We start from the raw sequence: 17,265 nt of genomic DNA on the forward strand, positions 1-17,265 counted from the left end.
GCGAGGGAGCCGATCGGCCGGTCCGGACGTTGACGCCTATTGAGGCGCAGCGAGGGTGATCGGCATGAGGTTCGTCTGGGGCATCGGCGTCGGGCTTTCGGCGCTCGTCTTGATCGGCGGGCCGGCTTCGGCGCAATCGCAGTCGAACTCGCCGGCTCCCCCGCCCGCCCTCACGGCCGAGGCGATCGACGGCTCCGACTTCGAGGATTGGCGCGCCGGCGCCGACGCCCGCGCGAAGGCCGCCGAGGAGCGCAAGGCCGCCGAGGAGGCCGTCCGCAAGGCCAAGCGCGCGCGGGACAAAAAGGCCGCGCGCGAGCGGCTGGCGCGGCTGCCGAAGCCCAAGGACGCGCCCGACCCGTTCCTCGTGCGCGTCCAGACGCTGCTCGACCGCGCGCACGCCTCGCCCGGCGCGATCGACGGGCGCGACGGCGACAATCTCAAGAAGGCGCAGATCGCGTTCCGCGAGATGCGCGGCCTGCCGCTCGACGGCGGCTTGGACCGCGCGCTCTGGGACGCGCTCGCGGCCGACACGGCCAAGGCGACGAAGACCTACCTGATCTATCCCGAGGACGTGAACGGCCGCTACGAAGCGAAGCTCCCGGCGGACTACGCCAAGCTCGCCAAGCTCAAATGGCTCGGCTATCGCGACGCGGTCGAGATGCTCGGCGAGCGGTTCCACGTCGATCCCGGCCTGCTGAGGGCGATGAATCCGGGCGTCGACTTCAAGACCGCCGGCGTCCCGATCGTCGTGCCCGACGTCGGCGCCCGGGCGGAAGGCAAGGTCCGGCGCATCACCGTCGACAAGCGCCTTGGCGAACTGCGCGCCTATGACGAGGCCGGCAAGATCTTGCTGATTGCGCCCGCGACCATCGGCTCGCCCGACACGCCCTCGCCGGAGGGCAAGATGACGATCAACGGGTCGTTTCCGGACCCGCACTACATCTACGACCCGAAAAAGAACTTTCAGCAGGGCAAGAACACGCGGAAGCTCACGCTGCCGCCGGGCCCGAACGGGCCGGTCGGCTCCATGTGGATCGACCTGTCGAAGCCGACCTACGGCATCCACGGCACGCCCGAGCCGTCGCAGATCAGCAAGACCGCGAGCCACGGCTGCGTGCGGCTGACCAACTGGGACGCGGCGGAGCTCGGCCGGCTGATCGAGCCGAAGGTGACGGAGGTGGAGTTCGAGGGGTGAGGCCGCGGCCGGTCGCCGAGGTCACGTGTCGAGGCCGGGGATCGCCGGGCGCGCGACCATCAGCCAAACGATCGCCAAGACCATGAGGAAAGCCGGCACACCGCACCAGAACCACAGACGGAACAGCCGGTGATATCGGAGCGGCAGAGGAGTCCCCTCCGCCGCCGCCGCTCGCGCCAGATCGCGCATCACGATCTGCATGCGCACCACCGGCAGCCAGAGGAGGCCGATTGCGACGTAGAGGATGAGCGACAGCACGATCCAGCCGGTGTCGAGCGGCCAGCCGACGAGATGCGCGAGGACAGCGCCGGTCACAGGTTGAAGAAGGGCGGCCGTGGCGGTGAAGATCATGTCCGCCAACGCGACGGTCCCCGCGACGTGGGCGATCAAAGCGGGCGCGCGGGTGCGGTGCGCCATCAGCATGAAGAACGCGATGCCGGAGCCGGTTCCGAGCAGGACGGCCGCGCCCACGACGTGCGCCCAGCGAAGAAGGTCGATGAGCGTCATCGGTCCTCCGCGATGGCGGCGACGACGAGCGCCAGCGCGAGCCCCGGCCATGTCTTGACGAGAGGGCCGAGCGGATCGAGCCAAAGATCGGGCGCCAGCACGCTTCCCAGCAACAGGTAGATGCAGGTCGTCGCGACCATGCCGAGCGCCGCCGCGACATGCGTGCGCCGGAGCAGAAGCCCGAACCCGAGGGCGAGGTCGAGAACAGCGCCGCCTCCGACCGCGAGAGCGGAGAGCCCGGGCGAGCCTGCCCGGTCGGCGAGCACGCCGACCGCCGCGTCGAAACGGAAAAGCGCGATCGCGCCGGAAGCGATCCAGAAGGCGGCCAGCACGCTGATGGCGAACGGCTTGAGGAGGAACAGGCGCGCAAACCAGCGCTCCTGGATCGACGAGGGCATCCGCGCGAGCGTGTCCCCAAGGGGTCTCAGGCCCGCTCCGCGCGCCGCGCGCCATCGGGCGGCGTCGCCGCGGACACCAGCCTCGATCTCGTTGAGGGCGGTCGTCCGCAGCGGCGGACGCCACCCAAGCCATCCGAAAAGGTCTCCGGCTCGGCAGAGAACCCGCGCCAGGCCGCGAGGCAGGGCGATGCGAACGCCCGCTGGATGCCCGAGCCAGACCCGGAACGCCGCGACGATTTCCTCGAGACTATGAGGCGCGTCCTCCACGAGGTCGTAGACCACGTTCGGCGGAACGCGGCCGTCGAGCGCGGCGACGACCGCTTCGGCCACCTCGTCGACGCCGGCGGTTTGAATGGGGCCCGCGCCGGCGAGCGTCGGCGAGACGATCGGGAACGCCGCCAGCCCACGGAGCAGCGCCGTGCCGCCGTAAGCGCCCGGCCCGACGACGAGGCCCGGCCGCAGGATCGTCCAGATCAGCCCTGACGCCTTTAGCGCCGCGTCAGCCTCGCCCTTGCTGCGCATGAAGACCGTATCGGCGTCTTCGGCCGCGCGCGTGGCGGAAATCTGCACGATATGTGCGACGCCCGCGCGTGCGGCCGCGCCGTAGAGCGCGAACATGGCGCGCGCCTGCACCGCCGATACGTCGTCGCGTCCGCCGTCCTGGAGCGCTCCCGCGCAGTTGACGACTGCGTCGACGCCTTGGAGCAGCAGCGCCCAGTCGTCCGGCGCGGCGAGGCGCGCGATATCGGCCGCACGCCATCTGACGTCCGGGCGCCTGCGGCGGGCGGCGTCGATCGAGCGGCCGACGCCGATGACGTCCCATCCCCGCGCGACGAGAGCGTCGACGACGGACGAGCCGATGAAGCCGTAGGCGCCGAGCACAAGAACGTTCATGGGTTCGCGCCGCGTCGTGGTTCCGCGTCGCCAGAATCGCATGCAGACATGAAAAAAGGGCCTCGGATGTCTCCGAGGCCCTTCGCAGTTCCGACGTTCAGGTCGCGTGGATCAGAAGTCCATGCCGCACGCCAAGTCGGGTGTTCCCGACTTGGCCATCCCTTAAGGGATGGGCGGCTTTTATGGACGTCCTCAGAAGTCCATGCCGCCCATCCCGCCGCCGCCCATGCCGCCCGGCATGCCGCCGCCGCTGTCCTTCTTCGGCAGCTCGGCGATCATCGCCTCGGTGGTGATGAGCAGCGCCGCGACCGAAGCCGCGTCCTGAAGAGCCGTGCGCACGACCTTGGTCGGGTCGACGATGCCGGCCTGGATCATGTCGACATACTCTTCCGTCTGGGCGTTGAAGCCCGACGTCGCGTTGTCGGTCTCGAGCAGCTTGCCGACGACGATCGAGCCTTCGACGCCCGCGTTGGCGGCGATCTGACGGATCGGAGCCTCGAGCGCCTTCAGAACGATGTTGAAGCCGGCCTGGATGTCCGGGTTGTCGTTCTTGATGTCGCGGATCGAGGTCTTGGCGCGGAGCAGAGCGACGCCGCCGCCCGGCACGATGCCTTCCTCGACGGCCGCGCGCGTCGCGTTGAGCGCGTCGTCGATGCGGTCCTTCTTCTCCTTGACTTCGATCTCGGTCGCGCCGCCGACGCGGATGACGGCCACGCCGCCGGCCAGCTTGGCGAGACGCTCCTGGAGCTTCTCACGGTCGTAGTCGGAGGTGGTCTCTTCGATCTGGGCCTTGATCTGGGCGACGCGCGCCTGGATCGCGTCCTTGTCGCCGGCGCCGTCGACGATCGTGGTCTTCTCCTTCTCGAGCGTCACCTTCTTGGCGCGGCCGAGCATGTCGAGGGTCACGTTCTCGAGCTTGATGCCGAGGTCCTCGGAAATGACCTGGCCGTTGGTCAGGATCGCGATGTCCTCGAGCATCGCCTTGCGGCGATCGCCGAAGCCCGGAGCCTTCACGGCCGCGACCTTGAGGCCGCCGCGGAGCTTGTTGACGACGAGGGTGGCGAGCGCCTCGCCCTCGATGTCCTCGGCGATGATGACGAGCGGCTTGCCCGACTGCACGACCGACTCGAGCACCGGCAGGATCGCCTGCAGGCCGGAGAGCTTCTTCTCGTGGATGAGGATGTAGGGGTCCTCGAGGTCCGCGATCATCTTCTCGGCGTTGGTGATGAAGTACGGCGAGAGGTAGCCGCGGTCGAACTGCATGCCCTCGACGACTTCGAGCTCGGTCTCGAAGCTCTTGGCTTCCTCGACCGTGATGACGCCCTCGTTGCCGACCTTCTGCATGGCGTGAGCGATCATCTCGCCCACTTCCTTGTCGCCGTTCGCGGAGATCGTGCCGACCTGCGCGACTTCCGCCGAGGTGGCGATCTTCTTGGACGAAGCCTTGAGGTGCTCGATGACCTTCGAGACGGCGAGATCGACGCCGCGCTTGAGGTCCATCGGGTTCATGCCGGCGGCCACCGACTTGGCGCCCTCGCGGACGATCGCCTGGGCGAGCACGGTCGCGGTGGTGGTGCCGTCGCCGGCGAGGTCGTTGGTCTTCGAGGCCACTTCGCGCACCATCTGGGCGCCCATGTTCTCGAACTTGTCCTCGAGCTCGATCTCCTTCGCGACGGTGACGCCGTCCTTGGTGATCCGCGGAGCGCCGAAGGACTTCTCGATCACGACGTTACGACCCTTCGGGCCGAGCGTGACCTTCACCGCGTTGGCGAGGATGTCGACGCCGCGCAGCATCTTGTCGCGCGCGTCGGCGGAAAAACGTACGTCTTTCGCAGCCATGTGAGTGCTCCCTTGAGCGAAGTTTCAGGTTCGATCCCGCCGGCCGCTGCGCCATGAAGGGCGCGGCCCGGCCGGGCGTAAAAAAAGCCGGAAAACCTCAGGCGATGACGCCGAGGATGTCCGACTCCTTCATGATGAGCAGGTCTTCGCCGTCGATCTTGACCTCGGTGCCCGACCACTTGCCGAACAGGATCTTGTCGCCGGCCTTGACGTCGAGAGCGACGATCTTGCCGCTGTCGTCACGGGCGCCGGCGCCCACGGCGACCACTTCGCCTTCCTGCGGCTTCTCCTTCGCCGTGTCCGGAATGATGATGCCGCCCTTCGACTTCTCTTCGGCGGTGAGGCGGCGGACGACCACGCGGTCGTGCAGCGGACGAAATGCCATTGGTGAACCCTCTCGAGCGCGCGCGTTGGCGCTTCGCGTTCCAATATCTCGACCGGACGCCGTACGTCCGGGTGTTAGCACTCGCTTATGGAGAGTGCTAACACTTCGGCGAGATACGAAGGCGGAGGTCGACTGTCAAGGACGAGGCCGGACGCGAGGCGCAGGATTTTTTGCGTCAGGCGGAGGGGGGCGCGCCGCGTGGGCTCCGGATGCGCGGATAAGGCCTCAGCCGCCGCAGCAGCGCGGCCGCCCTGCGCCGGAGACGCCGCCATGCGACGCGTCCCGCCCAGCCCGGCGGAGCCGGCCTCGGCGATAGGTCGAAGGCGGCGTCGATGTGCTCGTCGACGGTCGGGAGCGCGCCGGCCGCAAGGATCTCGCGCACGAGCGTCAGCCGCTGGGCCTCGTCCGCGAACAGGCCATCATCCGCTGCGTCGCCGCCGAACATGCGGTCGACGCCGGCCCGGACCTCCTCCTCCGGCCGCCGGATCAGGTTGAGGAAGCCCATGGCGTTGTGGATTGCGGTGGGGACCGCGGCGTGGCGGACGTTCGGCCCGTCGAGGGCGAGCGCCTGCTCCATGTCCTCGGCGTTCCGGCCGGGATAGACGACCTGGGCCACCAGGTTCGGGAGCTCAGCCACGAAACGGACGTCGCCGAAGCGGCGCATGTCGGCCCTGAGGCCGGGCTCCTTCGACGCGCGCCGGTGCTGGCGGTGATAGCTCGGGACCCTGCGCTCGCGCTGGTAGGGCCAGATCCAGGCGCGCGGCTGGAAGGCCAGCACGCGGATCACCCGGTCCGGCCGCATCCGCGCCGCCACGCCCCCCACCAGCAGCGCGCCGAAGCCCGCCTTACTGCCGCCAACCAACAGCACGCGCTCATAGTCGCCGCGATCCGCGATCGCCATGATCGCCTCGGCGAGCGCCTCGGTTCCGTGCACGTAGAAGCCGACCCGACCGTCCGCGACGAACAGCACGTCGCGCGAGAACTCCCGCCGGTACATCGCGAAGCGCCGCTTGGTGGACAGCACGACCAGCAGGTCGCCGCCGCCCACCTCGGCCCTTCGGAGCTGCAGCGTGAAATCCGCGACCTGAACCGCGGCCTGCGGCGGCGCGGTCATGCGGGGACGGCCGCGCAAGCGTAGGCGGAAGCACGGCGCATCGTCGTCATCGGGCCTCGGGCGTCCTCGCGCGTCGGGCGCCGCCGCGCCGACCCTTCAGCCAGACTATCCGCCCGGCGTTCCGGGGGAAGCCCGCGCGACGCCGCTGTGGCGTCTTGGCGCTTGATCTTTCGCAGGATTCGGCGCGATCTTCACGGAATGGCGACCCGCGAGGAAATTCTCGACATCCACACCATGTGCGCCTGCTCGCACACGCGCATGGCGGCGCGCGCCGTCACGCGCTTCTACGACGACGCGCTGCGGCCGTCGGGCCTAAAGGGCACCCAGTTCGTGCTGCTCGCGGCGATCGAGGCCGACGAGGCGGGCTCCATCACCGATCTCGCCGACCGCATCGAGATCGAACGCACCACGCTCGTCCGCAATCTCCAGCTTCTGCGCAAGGAAGGCCTCGTCGCCCCGGAAAAGGGCGCGAACGGCCGACGCAAGCCGACGCTGACCGAGAAGGGCCGCGGGGCGCTCGACGCCGCGCTGCCGCTGTGGCGCATCGCCCAGGGCGAAATCGAGAACCGGCTCGGCTACGGCTCGTGGCAGGTCACCCGCCGCCGCCTCGGCGAGCTGCGCAAGGCGGTCGGCTGACGCTCACGCCGCCTGCGCGACATCCCGCGCATAAGCGTGCTGGAGAGTGTCGCCGGCGTCGTGGCGTGCGCGGACGCCCGGGAGCCTGAGAAACCCCTGACGCTCGTAGAACCGCGCGCCGCTGTCGAAGCGGGCGTCGAGCCACGAGGTCAGACGTACGCCGCCCGAGGCCGTCGCGAAGGCGGTCGCGCCCGCCAGCAGCGCCGCCGCCAGCCCCTGCCCGCGCACGTCGCGGTCGAGATAGAGCAGCGCGATCTCGAACTCGCCAGCCCGGAAACGGCGGGCGACGGCGAGCGCGCCGACCAGCGTCTCGCCCCGCGCCACCACCCAGAGCCGGCCGCCGCGCCCGGCATAGGCGCTCGCCGGCTGGTCGAGCTCGGGATGCCGCGCGGGATCGAACGCGGCGCCGCCGTGCTCCTCGAACACGCGGCGGGCGAGGCCGACCAGCTCCGAGCCGTCGCCGTCGTTCGCTTCGCGGATCAGGAATTCGCTCATCGCAGGTCCGTCCCGTCGGCTGGAGGAGCGTCGCGTTCTGTCACGACATGCGGAGCCGGACAACCCGGCGCCGCCGGCCCTCGTTTTCGCCATGGTCGCGCAGGACAAGGCTCACGCGCTCGTTCATGCAACGTAAGGCGGTTTCCGTCCATTGTAGCGTAAGATGTCGTCCGGCCGCGTCTCCGGTCGGGCCTGTTTTCGAGGAGTAAGCATCCGTGACCGCATTCCGCGCTCCTCTCGCCGCGATGCTCGGCGCGCTCGCCATCGCAGCGCTGGCGCCGGCGGCGCCCGCCGCCGCCCAATCCCGCGTGATCGAGACGCGCGAGTACGCGCCCCGCGCCGGCGCGCGCTATTACTATGAGGACGAGCCGCGCGTCGTCCGCCGCGCGCCGTCCCGCAGCATGGGCGGCGGCCTGATCGAGGAGATGTTCGGCGACGAGGAGCCGGTCTACCGGACCCGCCGTATCCCGACCTCGCGGGAGCGTCAGACCGAGCGGCGCAGCGGCCGCATGGCGCTCGACGGCGGCGACGTCCGCGTCTACCGCTACGGCGACGAGCCGCGGGTGCTCTACGGCCGCGAGTACCGCCGGTACGATTACGACGACCGCTACGACGATCCTTACGAGGCGCGTGAGCCGCGCGTCGAGCGCTATGCGCCTCGCCGCCTCGCAGGGCCGCCTTCGGCCGCAGGCGCCGGCGACGCCGCCCGCCGCACGGTGGACCCGAAGTTCGCGCGCACGACCGTGCAATACGCCGGCGCCGAACCCGCCGGCTCCATCGTCATCAACACCCGAGAGCGCTTCCTGTACCTCGTGCAGGGCGACGGCACCGCGATCCGCTACGGCGTCGGCGTCGGCAAGGAAGGCTTCTCTTGGAAAGGCACCGAGACCATCTCGCAGAAGCGGGAATGGCCGGACTGGCGTCCGCCGGCGGAGATGCGCCAGCGCCGTCCCGAGCTGCCGGTCTTCATGCCGGGCGGCCCGGACAATCCGCTCGGCGCCCGCGCGCTCTATCTCGGCTCGACGCTCTACCGCATCCACGGCTCCAACGAGCCTTGGTCGATCGGCCGCGCCGTCTCCTCGGGCTGCATCCGCATGACCAACGAGGACGTGACCGACCTCTACGAGCGCGTCCGCATCGGCACCGTCGTCAAGGTGATCTAAGGCTCAGGAACGAGGGGCCCGCCACCGCGCCGGCCCCTCGCTCGCTGTCAAAATTAATTCCTCGTCGACCATGAAACCGGACAGGCCTGAGCGCGTTTCTGTGCGAGTGAAATCCGCCAGGAGTACCTGCGTTGGCGCCGTTCCGCGTTCTGATCCTCGAAGATGACGCCATTCTGGCGCTCGATCTCGAAACCATCGTCCGCTGCTGGACCGACGCCCGCATCACGTCCTGCCGGTCGATCGCGCAGGCGCAGAAGGCCATGAAGGGCGGTTTCGATCTCGCACTGCTCGACATCGACGTTGTCGACGGCAAGTCCTACGACTTCGCGCGCAGCCTGAAGGAGCAGGAGCTCCCGTTCGCCTTCGTGACCGGCTCGGACGTCTCCGGCTGCCCGGAGGGTCTGCGCGACGCCGCATTCATCGCCAAGCCCTACAGCCAGCGCGCGATCGAGGCGGTCGTCGCCTCCGCGTCGGGCGGCCGCCGCCACCCCTGAGATCAGGCGGACTGAGGCAAAACAGGCGGCGCCAAGCGCCGCCTGTTTTCGTTGGATCGCCCGTCTGTCCATTGCCCGGCGCGTCGCCTCCGGCTTGACTGGAGGACGACGCGGAGGTGAGCGACGTTATCCGCCGCTCGATCTTGGGGGCACGAACCGGTCCAGGAACGAGCCCGCGCCGGAATCCTCCGACCCGGTCGCGCCGTCGTCTATGTCGTCCGAGGCCATGAGGTCGAGCTCCTGGCCGTCGCGCTGGTCCGGCTCGACGCCGGGCTCGCGGATCATCTCGGGTTCGTCGTATCGCTTCCGTTCAGCCATCGCTGAAATCCATCTTCTGGCGACCGCCCGGCTGCCGCGCGGCCGCAAACTCGCCCCTGCTTCGATGTCCTGGCCGTCAGATCCAGTCGCTGTCGCCGCCGTCGTCCGGCGGGGTCGACCCAGCCTCGTCGCCGCCGAGCAGGCCGGAGAACCAGCCGCCGCCCGCGTCCTCGGGGGCGGCGCCGGCGTCCGCCTGCGGCTCGGCCGCGTTCGCAGCGGCGCCGGCGGCCTGGGCTTCCTCCCCGCCGAACAGCGACTGGATGCCGGAGACCAGCAACGCGCCGCCTGCGACGCCGGCTGCGGTTGTCAGGGCGCCTGCGAGAAAACCGCCGCCGCGCGACGGAGCGGCCGCCGGCGGCGGAGCGCCGTAGGGGTTCTGCCCGAACGGGCGATCGCCGTAGGACAGCCGTCGCCCGTAGTCCTGATCCGGATCGCGTTCGCCTTGCCCGCCGAAGCCGGCGGGAGCGCCCATGGCCTCGCTCGCGCGCGGGCCCCAGGGCGTCGCCGTCTGCGGCCCGCGCGGCGTCTCGTCGAGCGCGCGCTCCAGCTCGCCGATGCGCGCCTGCGCCGCTTCCAGCGCCTGATTTTGCACGATCAGCGTCTGCGCCATCGCGTAAGGCGCATGCGGCTGTCGCGCGACCTGCTCGCGGATGAACTCGTCCGCCTCGGGGTCGCGATAGCCATTCTCCACGCCGCGCAGCCTGTCGAACAGGCCCGCGATCAGACGGCGTTCTTCGGCGTTCATGACGAAGCCCTCCTGAGGCGTCGAAACCCTTGCAACGCTTGAGGATCGCCATTGGTTGTGGCGGGGTTCCGATAACGTCGTGACGTTTTGTTGGCGGAAGCGCGGCCGATGGACGGCGGCGGAGCTTCGCAGGGAACCAAAGCGCCCCGCTGCCCCTTTGAGGATGACGGCGGCGCTCTGGACGGCGCCGCGCAACCCTGAAGGAGACGACGGATGGAAGGCGGAGGAGTCCTCTGGCTGATCCTGACGGTCGGCGGCGTGATCGTGCTGGGCGTCGCGCTCAGCTACGGCATGCTGCGCAACCGCCAGACGACGCGATCGGAAAAGATCGCCGCGGAGCGTGGAGCCGAGCGGGTCTACGACGCGGAGAGCCGCGATCCGGCGAACTAGCGCGCGGGCGGAACGTTCACGACCGTTCCGTTCGGCAGGATGACGTCGCCGGGCCGCTGGTCCGGCTGGCAATCGCCGAGACGGCGCGCCTCGATTGCGGAGGTGAAGGTGCGCGGCCCGGCTTCGCCCGGCAGGCCGGACATCACCGTGACGGTGGCCACGCGCGCGAAGGTCGCGAAGTCGCCAGTGATCTCGACCTTGTTGTCGACCGACATGCCCCCGGAGCGGCAGATCGCGCCGGCGGCGTAGCCTTCGGCCGTTCGCTTGAAGTCGTCGTTGCGGCAGGTCACGCCCGACGTCGCCTGACGCACGATACGGTCGGTGCGCGCGTCGATGCATTCGCGGGCCACCGTGCGGCCGGCGTTGGTGATGGTCGCGGTCTCCCACAGGCCGGGCGCGCGCGTGGGCGGACGGTCGGCGAAGGCCGGCGTTGCGGCGAGAGCGAGACCTGCGAGAGCAAGACCTGCGAAGGCGAGTCGGACGGCGGCGAGCATGGCGGCGTTCATCCTGTGGACCAGCCGCGCGTTGCGAATCCGTGCGGCGGGCGATGCTGCGGCGGCGGGCGCGCCGGAGCAATGGGTCTTGTGGGGTATGCCCGACCTAGCGCCCGAGAACGCGGCCGGCCACGGCGTCGAGCTTCGCGAGCAGCGCGGCGTCGCGGTGCTCGGGCGCCGTGATGATCGCGAAATCGAGCGCGCGGTCGGAGCCGACCGGGCACGGCTCATGCTCGGCGGGGAAATCCGCCGCGAGGCGCGCGACCAGCCGGCGGGCCTTGTCGCCGTTGTCGCGCATCACGGCGATGACGTCCGCCACATCGACGCCGGCCTCGTGCGGACGCCAGGCGTCGTAATCCGTCACCATGCCGACGGTGGCGTAGGAGATCTCCGCTTCGCGGGCGAGCTTGGCCTCCGGCATGTTGGTCATGCCGACGATCGACGCCCCCATGGCCTTGTAGGTCGTCGACTCCGCGCGGGTCGAGAACTGCGGCCCCTCCATGCAGACGTAGGACCCGCCGACCACGTGCGGCACGGATTCCGCCGCTGCGGCGCGGGCGAGCCGGGCCACGAGATTGGGCGCGACCGGGTCCGAGAAGGCCACATGCGCCACGCAGCCCGGCCCGAAGAAGGTGGGCTGGCGCCGGAACGTGCGGTCGATGAACTGGTCCGCCAGCACGAAGGTCCCGGGCGGCAGTTCCTCGCGGTAGGAGCCGCACGCGGAAAGCGAGACGAGGTCGGTGACGCCGGCGCGCTTCAGCACGTCGATGTTCGCGTGATAGTCGATGTCCGACGGCGACAGCCGATGCCCCGCGCCGTGACGCGGCAGGAACACGATCGTCGTCGCGCCGATGCGGCCCTGCTTCGGCTTCGCCGACGGCGTCCCCCAGGGGCTTGTCAGGTCGAGCTCGCGCACGTCCTCGAGTCCTGGCAGATCGTAGACGCCGGACCCGCCGATCACGCCGAGGATGGCTTTCGTCATGGGTCGTCTCCGCTGCGCCGGCCTGACATGAAAACGGCGGGCCGATGGCCCGCCGTCGATCCTATCCGCTTCGGCCGAGGCCAGGCGATCAGGCGTGAACCGGCTTCGCCGCGCTCCACACCTTCTTCTTCACGTAGACGAGCAGCCCGAGGAAGATCGCCAGGAAGATCATCACCACCAGACCGGTGCCCTTGCGCGCCGCGAGGTGCGGCTCGGCGGTCCACATCAGGAAGGCGGCGAGGTCCTTGCCGTACTGGTCGATCGTCGTGGGCGTCCCGTCGGTGTACTCCACCTGCCCGTCCTGGATCGGCTGCGCCATAGCGATCCAGTGGCCGGGGAAGTACTTGTTGTAGTGCAGGCCCGGCGAGCTTGGCTTGACGCCCTCCGGCGGCGCTTCGTAGCCGACCAGCAGGGCGTGGATGTAGTCCGGCCCCTGCTCCTGGTACTGCGTGAAGATATCCCAGAGGAACCAGGGGAAGCCGCGCTCATAGGTGCGGGCCTTGGCGAGCAGCGAGAAGTCCGGCGGGTAGGCGCCGCCGTTCGCCGCGCGCGCGGCCTGCTCGTTCGGGAACGACTTCGGGAAGGCGTCGGAGAGCCGAGCCGAACGCTCGAACATGTCGCCGCTGTCGTTCGGCCCGTCCTGAACCTTGTACTCTTCCGCGATGGTGCGGACCTGTCCTTCCGAGAACTGCGGGCCTCCCGGCTGCATCAGGTTGCGGAACGACACCAGCGAGAGCGAATGGCAGCTGGAGCAGACCTCGCGATAGACCTTGAAGCCGCGCTGGAGCTGGCCGGGATCGAACTTTCCGAGCGGTCCCCAGAAGCTCCACGACTGCATCGGCGGCTTGGGGCCGGCTTCCGCGGCGTGGGCCGCGCCGGCTCCGCCCAGCGTGACGGCGAGGACGGCCGCGGCCGCAAGCGACCGCGCGAGGCGGGAGAGGGTCATGGGCATGCTTTCCGAACGCATGGTCATCGCCGCCTTCAGCCCCGTCGCTCGGGCGCCGCCACGGCGCCGGCCGGCGTCCCGTGCCCGCCGAGCACGGATTCGGCGATCGAGTTCGGCAGGGGCTTGGTTTTTTCGTACCAGCCCAGCAGCGGCAGGATGACCAGGAAGTAGCCGAAGTAATAGACCGTCGCGGCCTGCGCCACGGCGACGTAGGGCTGCTCCGCCGGCTTGGATCCGAGCCAGCCGAGCAGGATCGCGTTCGCTACGAACAAGCCGAAAAAGATCCGGAACATCGGCCGGTAGTTGCCCGAGCGCACCTTCGACGTGTCGAGCCACGGCAGCACGAACAGGACGGCGATGGCGCCGAACATGGCGATCACGCCGCCGAGCTTGGAGGGGATTGCACGCAGGATCGCGTAGAACGGCAGGAAGTACCATTCCGGCACGATGTGCGACGGCGTCACCAGCGGGTTCGCCTCGATGTAATTGTCGGCGTGCCCGAGGTAGTTCGGCACGTAGAATACGAAGTAGGAGAAGAACAGCAGGAACGCGACCAGCGCCACAGCGTCCTTCAGGGTCGCGTAGGGCGTGAAGGGCAGCGTGTCCTTGCGGAAGTCCTTCACCTCGACGCCGGTGGGATTGTTTTGGCCGACATGGTGGAGCGCCCAGATGTGCAGCCCGACCACGCCCGCGATGATGAACGGCAGCAGGTAATGCAGCGCGAAGAAGCGGTTCAGGGTCGGGTTGTCGACGGCGAAACCGCCCCACAGCCACGTCACGATCGCCTCGCCCACGCCCGGCAGCGCCGAGAACAGGTTGGTGATAACGGTCGCGCCCCAGAACGACATCTGGCCCCAGGGCAGCACGTAGCCCATGAAGGCGGTGGCCATCATCAGCAGGAAGATCAGCACGCCGAGGATCCAGAGGATCTCGCGCGGCGCCTTGTAGGAGCCGTAGTACATGCCGCGGAAGATGTGGAGGTACACCGCGATGAAGAACATCGACGCGCCGTTGGCGTGCAGGTAGCGCAGCAGCCAGCCGTAATTCACATCGCGCATGATCTTCTCGACCGACGCGAACGCTTTGGTCGCCTCCGGCGTGTAGTGCATCGCAAGCACCACGCCGGTCAGGATCTGGGCGACGAGCATGAAGGTGAGGATGCCGCCGAAGGTCCAGAAGTAGTTCAGGTTACGCGGGACCGGGTAAGCGACCGCGCTGGAATGGACGAGGCCGACGATCGGCAGCCGGTCCTCCAACCACTTCGCGACGCCGCCCTTCGGCTGGTAGGTCGAGTGTCCTTGCATCGTCCCTCTTGCCTCATCGCCGCGGCTTCAGCTGGGCCGCAGTCTCGTTCAGCCGATGGTGATCTTGGTGTCGCCCATGAAGGCGAACGGCGGCACGTGCAGGTTCTCCGGCGCCGGCCCCTGGCGGATGCGCCCGGCGCCGTCGTAGTGCGAGCCGTGGCAGGGGCAGAACCAGCCTCCGAAGTTGCCCTGCTGGCTGATCGGAACGCAGCCGAGATGAGTGCATACGCCGACCACCACCAGCCAGTTCTCCTTGTCCTTCGCCGCGCGGTTCGCGTCGGTCGCCGGAGCGTCGTCGGGGAGATTCTGGTTGCGGGCCAGCCGGTCGGGAAGCTGCGACAGCTCGACCGCGTTGGCCTCGTCGATCTGCTGCTTCGAACGGTTCCAGATGAAGACGGGCTTGCCGCGCCACTTGACCGTGATGACCTGGCCTTCGGCGATCTGGCTGATGTCCGCTTCGGTGGTCGCCAGCGCAAGCGCCGAAGCGTCCGGATTCATCTGCGCCACGAACGGCCAGGCGAGGAACCCGCCGCCAACGGCGGCCGCCGCGCCGGTGGCGAGAAACAGGAAATCCCGGCGATTGGGATCCTGCGCGTCATGCGTCGCTGCCAAGAGATCAGTCTCCTCACGCATCCATGCCGCGCCGGGTTGGAGGGCTTTCGCGCCCCCGTCCCACCGCGCGAGCCGCATCTTGGAACGGCTCTGATCTTTGAGGCTATCTCGCACTAAGGTCGGAGACTGTCCACCCCGGCCCCAACCCTATGACACCGTGTCGCACGGGAACTATTGCCGCGCCTTAATATTCGGCGCGCCAGAGATCGCAGCGGTGGCGTGGCGTTCGTCAGAGGCGTCTAGAGCAGATCGCCTTCGGCTTCGTTCTCGCGGCTCATGGCCTGGTCGCGAAGCTCCTCCGGCGACGGCGAAAGCGTGCCCGCGAAGCTATGGAGAATGAACAGAACGAGCATCGTGTACAGGCCGCCGGCAACGCCGAAAACGACCACGGGAGGGATCCAGTGCACCGTCTTCACGATGTAGATGCAGAACGCTCCGATTAAAAAAAACAGCCCTATCGTGAGCGCGAAGACCAGCAGGCCGCTTGCGTAACGCGCCATCGGACCGCCTCCGCTCCAAGCGGCGTCACAGTGCCATGAAAGCGCCGCTGACGCGAATCGCCGACTTCCTCAGACGTGAAGGTTCGCGCGCGGGAGAAGCGTCGACGGCGACGACCCGAAGGCGCCTTTCGGCCGGCCTTTCCAATAGGGCGACAGCGCGAAGCCCTCCGGGGGCGCGACCTCCTGCCCGCCTTCGAGCCGCGCCTGGACGAAGGCGAGCACGGCGAGGATGCGGGCCTCGTCATAGGGTTTTTCCACCAGCCCCACCGCGCCCGCGAAATCGTTCGGCACAAGCCCGGAGTTGGCGGTGGTGAAGGCGGCGACGGCGCCGGAGGCGACGGCCGCGCGGACGACGTCGACGCCGGTCCAGCCGTCGATCAGGTGGATGTCGACGAAGGCGAAGTCGACCGTCGTGGACTGGAGCAGCGCGATCGCGCTGCCGCGGTCCGCGGCGAGGCCGACGAGTTCATGGCCCGCCCGGGCGACCAGAGGCCCGAGATGACCGGCGATGATCATGTCGTCCTCGACGATCAGAACCCGCATCGTCTCGACCCCCGGAGTCCGCGAAAGGCCCGCAGGGTTAACGCAAACTTGCGGCGCGCGCCACCGGCGCGCCGGAATTCGTGAGCGACGTCAACGCGTCAGGGCGGCGAGAGCGGCGGCGAGATCGCCCTTCGGCTGCACCGCGACCTGGTCGAGGCCGAGCCACGCCCCCGCGCGGCGCAACTCGTCGGCCGCCGCCTCCGCCGTGGGTCCGGCTGCGGAGCCGGGTTCCAGCCAGGCCGCGGCCACCACGAGGCGCCGGCCGGCGCGGTCGGCCTTGAGGTCGAGCCGCGCTGAGATCCGCTCGCCTATCAGCAGCGGCAGCACGTAGTAGCCGTGCTGCCGTTTGTGCTCCGGCACATAGATTTCGATGCGGTAGCGGAAGCCCAGCAGCCGTTCGGCGCGGTCCCGCTCCCAGAGCAGCGGGTCGAAGGGCGACACCAGCGCCGCCGCGCGAGGACGCCGGCGCGGCGGCTCGGTTCCGGCCGCGAGATAGGCCGGCTGCCGCCAGCCCTCCACCCGCGCCGGGATCAGCGCCCCCTGATCGACCAGCTCGGCGACCCGGGCCGCCGCATCCTGCGGGCCGATCCGCCAATAGGCGCGCAGATCGCCGACGGTCGCGACGCCGAGCGCCTGCGCGGCCGCCCCGATCAGGCGCCGCTGCCCCTCGGCGTCGTCCGGCGTGGGCAGCGCCGCGATCTCCGGCGTCGCCCGCTCCGGCAGGTCGTAGACGCGCTCGAATCCGTGGCGGCCATGGGTGGTGACGAGCCCGCCCCAGAACAGCCATTCGAGCGCGCGCTTGGCGTCGCTCCAGCCCCACCAGCCGCCCGCGCCCTTCTCGCCGGCGTCGAGGTCGCGCGCCGCGAGCGGGCCGCGCCGGGCGATCTCGGCGAGCGTCGCGTCAATGAAGGCGCGGCGCTCGCGGCCGAATCGGGCGAGCCCGTCATAGATCCCTCGCCCGTCGCGCGCCCGCGCCATGCGCCAGCGCAGGCTGGGCTGGAGATCGGCGCGGATCAGCGAGGCCTCATGGCCCCAGTACTCGAACAGGGCGCGCCGCTTGCCCGAGCTCATCGTCTCGAGCAGTCCGACGTCGTAGCCGCCGAACCGGGAGAACGCCGGCAGCGTGTGCGCGCGGGCGAGCACGTTGACGCTGTCGATCTGCGCCATCCCCAGCCGGTCGAACATGCCGAAGAGCGCGGCGCGGCCCGCGCGCGCCGGCCGCGGCCGGTCGAGGCCGACCGCGGCGAGAGCGACGCGCCGCGCCTCGGATGCGGAAAGTTCGATCATCGCCCCGATCTGGAGCGCGACCCG

The 17,265-nt window shown here is 69.5% G+C and carries 21 protein-coding genes; 5 read left to right on the plus strand and 16 right to left on the minus strand.

The annotated features are described in order from the left end of the window. The first annotated feature begins 64 nt into the window (after positions 1–64). Positions 65–1,195: a L,D-transpeptidase family protein gene (locus PKE78_RS09420; protein ID WP_271200613.1), complete on the plus strand. Its 1,131-nt coding sequence runs from the start codon at positions 65–67 to the stop codon at positions 1,193–1,195. 21 nt (positions 1,196–1,216) lie between these two features. Here PKE78_RS09420 and PKE78_RS09425 read toward each other — a convergent pair whose 3' ends face one another. From PKE78_RS09425 to PKE78_RS09445, 5 genes are all read right to left on the minus strand, one after another. Continuing rightward, positions 1,217–1,702 (minus strand): DUF2269 family protein, encoded by a 486-nt coding sequence (locus tag PKE78_RS09425; protein WP_271200614.1) that lies wholly within the window; start codon positions 1,700–1,702, stop codon positions 1,217–1,219. Next, positions 1,699–2,994 carry an SDR family oxidoreductase gene (locus tag PKE78_RS09430; RefSeq protein ID WP_271200615.1) on the minus strand — a complete coding sequence of 432 codons (1,296 nt, stop codon included), beginning with the start codon at positions 2,992–2,994 and terminating at the stop codon, positions 1,699–1,701. The genes PKE78_RS09425 and PKE78_RS09430 overlap by 4 nt, the downstream gene beginning before the upstream one ends. A 192-nt stretch (positions 2,995–3,186) precedes the next feature. Continuing rightward, complete coding sequence (groL, locus tag PKE78_RS09435) at positions 3,187–4,833, minus strand: chaperonin GroEL (RefSeq protein WP_271200616.1); 1,647 nt, start codon at positions 4,831–4,833, stop codon at positions 3,187–3,189. Positions 4,834–4,930: 97 nt separating this feature from the next. After that, on the minus strand, positions 4,931–5,218 hold the full coding sequence (gene groES / locus PKE78_RS09440; protein ID WP_271200617.1) for a co-chaperone GroES: 288 nt from the start codon (positions 5,216–5,218) through the stop codon (positions 4,931–4,933). Positions 5,219–5,393: 175 nt separating this feature from the next. Further along, positions 5,394–6,332 carry an alpha/beta fold hydrolase gene (locus PKE78_RS09445; RefSeq protein WP_271200618.1) on the minus strand — a complete coding sequence of 313 codons (939 nt, stop codon included), beginning with the start codon at positions 6,330–6,332 and terminating at the stop codon, positions 5,394–5,396. A gap of 198 nt (positions 6,333–6,530) precedes the next feature. Here PKE78_RS09445 and PKE78_RS09450 point away from each other — a divergent pair, with 198 nt between their 5' ends. Beyond that, on the plus strand, positions 6,531–6,968 hold the full coding sequence (locus PKE78_RS09450; protein ID WP_271200619.1) for a MarR family winged helix-turn-helix transcriptional regulator: 438 nt from the start codon (positions 6,531–6,533) through the stop codon (positions 6,966–6,968). 3 nt (positions 6,969–6,971) lie between these two features. Here PKE78_RS09450 and PKE78_RS09455 read toward each other — a convergent pair whose 3' ends face one another. After that, on the minus strand, positions 6,972–7,463 hold the full coding sequence (locus PKE78_RS09455) for a GNAT family N-acetyltransferase (protein ID WP_271200620.1): 492 nt from the start codon (positions 7,461–7,463) through the stop codon (positions 6,972–6,974). Between the two features lie 215 nt (positions 7,464–7,678). On the opposite strand from PKE78_RS09455, the gene PKE78_RS09460 reads away from it, so the two are divergent. Both PKE78_RS09460 and PKE78_RS09465 read left to right on the plus strand, forming a co-directional pair. Continuing rightward, positions 7,679–8,626 carry a L,D-transpeptidase gene (locus tag PKE78_RS09460; RefSeq protein ID WP_271200621.1) on the plus strand — a complete coding sequence of 316 codons (948 nt, stop codon included), beginning with the start codon at positions 7,679–7,681 and terminating at the stop codon, positions 8,624–8,626. Between the two features lie 131 nt (positions 8,627–8,757). Further along, positions 8,758–9,120: a response regulator gene (locus PKE78_RS09465; RefSeq protein WP_271200622.1), complete on the plus strand. Its 363-nt coding sequence runs from the start codon at positions 8,758–8,760 to the stop codon at positions 9,118–9,120. A 126-nt stretch (positions 9,121–9,246) separates the two neighbouring features. Here the strand turns inward: PKE78_RS09465 and PKE78_RS09470 are convergent, their stop codons facing one another. Continuing rightward, a complete protein-coding gene (locus tag PKE78_RS09470; RefSeq protein ID WP_271200623.1) occupies positions 9,247–9,438 on the minus strand; it encodes a hypothetical protein in 192 nt (63 codons plus the stop codon). A 76-nt stretch (positions 9,439–9,514) separates the two neighbouring features. Further along, complete coding sequence (locus PKE78_RS09475; protein WP_271200624.1) at positions 9,515–10,183, minus strand: DUF2076 domain-containing protein; 669 nt, start codon at positions 10,181–10,183, stop codon at positions 9,515–9,517. Between the two features lie 213 nt (positions 10,184–10,396). On the opposite strand from PKE78_RS09475, the gene PKE78_RS09480 reads away from it, so the two are divergent. Next, positions 10,397–10,573 carry a hypothetical protein gene (locus tag PKE78_RS09480; protein ID WP_271200625.1) on the plus strand — a complete coding sequence of 59 codons (177 nt, stop codon included), beginning with the start codon at positions 10,397–10,399 and terminating at the stop codon, positions 10,571–10,573. Here the strand turns inward: PKE78_RS09480 and PKE78_RS09485 are convergent. The 8 genes from PKE78_RS09485 to PKE78_RS09520 form a co-directional block, all read right to left on the minus strand. Continuing rightward, positions 10,570–11,067, minus strand: a complete 498-nt coding sequence (locus PKE78_RS09485; RefSeq protein WP_271200626.1) for a DUF3617 domain-containing protein — start codon at positions 11,065–11,067, stop codon at positions 10,570–10,572. The two genes, PKE78_RS09480 and PKE78_RS09485, sit on opposite strands and share 4 nt — an antisense overlap. Positions 11,068–11,173: 106 nt before the next feature. Continuing rightward, positions 11,174–12,049 (minus strand): S-methyl-5'-thioadenosine phosphorylase, encoded by an 876-nt coding sequence (locus tag PKE78_RS09490; protein WP_271200627.1) that lies wholly within the window; start codon positions 12,047–12,049, stop codon positions 11,174–11,176. A gap of 88 nt (positions 12,050–12,137) precedes the next feature. Then, positions 12,138–12,995 (minus strand): cytochrome c1, encoded by an 858-nt coding sequence (locus PKE78_RS09495; protein WP_271200628.1) that lies wholly within the window; start codon positions 12,993–12,995, stop codon positions 12,138–12,140. Between the two features lie 35 nt (positions 12,996–13,030). Then, positions 13,031–14,299, minus strand: a complete 1,269-nt coding sequence (locus PKE78_RS09500) for a cytochrome b (RefSeq protein ID WP_271200629.1) — start codon at positions 14,297–14,299, stop codon at positions 13,031–13,033. A gap of 48 nt (positions 14,300–14,347) precedes the next feature. Beyond that, the gene (gene petA, locus PKE78_RS09505; protein ID WP_428981248.1) at positions 14,348–14,911 is read right to left on the minus strand and encodes a ubiquinol-cytochrome c reductase iron-sulfur subunit; all 564 of its coding nucleotides are present in this window, start codon (positions 14,909–14,911) and stop codon (positions 14,348–14,350) included. A 239-nt stretch (positions 14,912–15,150) separates the two neighbouring features. Continuing rightward, positions 15,151–15,411 carry a hypothetical protein gene (locus PKE78_RS09510; RefSeq protein ID WP_271200632.1) on the minus strand — a complete coding sequence of 87 codons (261 nt, stop codon included), beginning with the start codon at positions 15,409–15,411 and terminating at the stop codon, positions 15,151–15,153. Positions 15,412–15,480: 69 nt separating this feature from the next. Next, a complete protein-coding gene (locus PKE78_RS09515; protein WP_271200633.1) occupies positions 15,481–15,954 on the minus strand; it encodes a response regulator in 474 nt (157 codons plus the stop codon). Positions 15,955–16,044: 90 nt separating this feature from the next. Further along, complete coding sequence (locus PKE78_RS09520; protein ID WP_271200634.1) at positions 16,045–17,241, minus strand: winged helix-turn-helix domain-containing protein; 1,197 nt, start codon at positions 17,239–17,241, stop codon at positions 16,045–16,047. Between the last annotated feature and the right edge of the window lie 24 nt (positions 17,242–17,265).

Origin of the sequence: Methylopila turkensis, from assembly GCF_027922325.1 — a bacterium.
GTDB lineage: Bacteria > Pseudomonadota > Alphaproteobacteria > Rhizobiales > Methylopilaceae > Methylopila > Methylopila turkensis.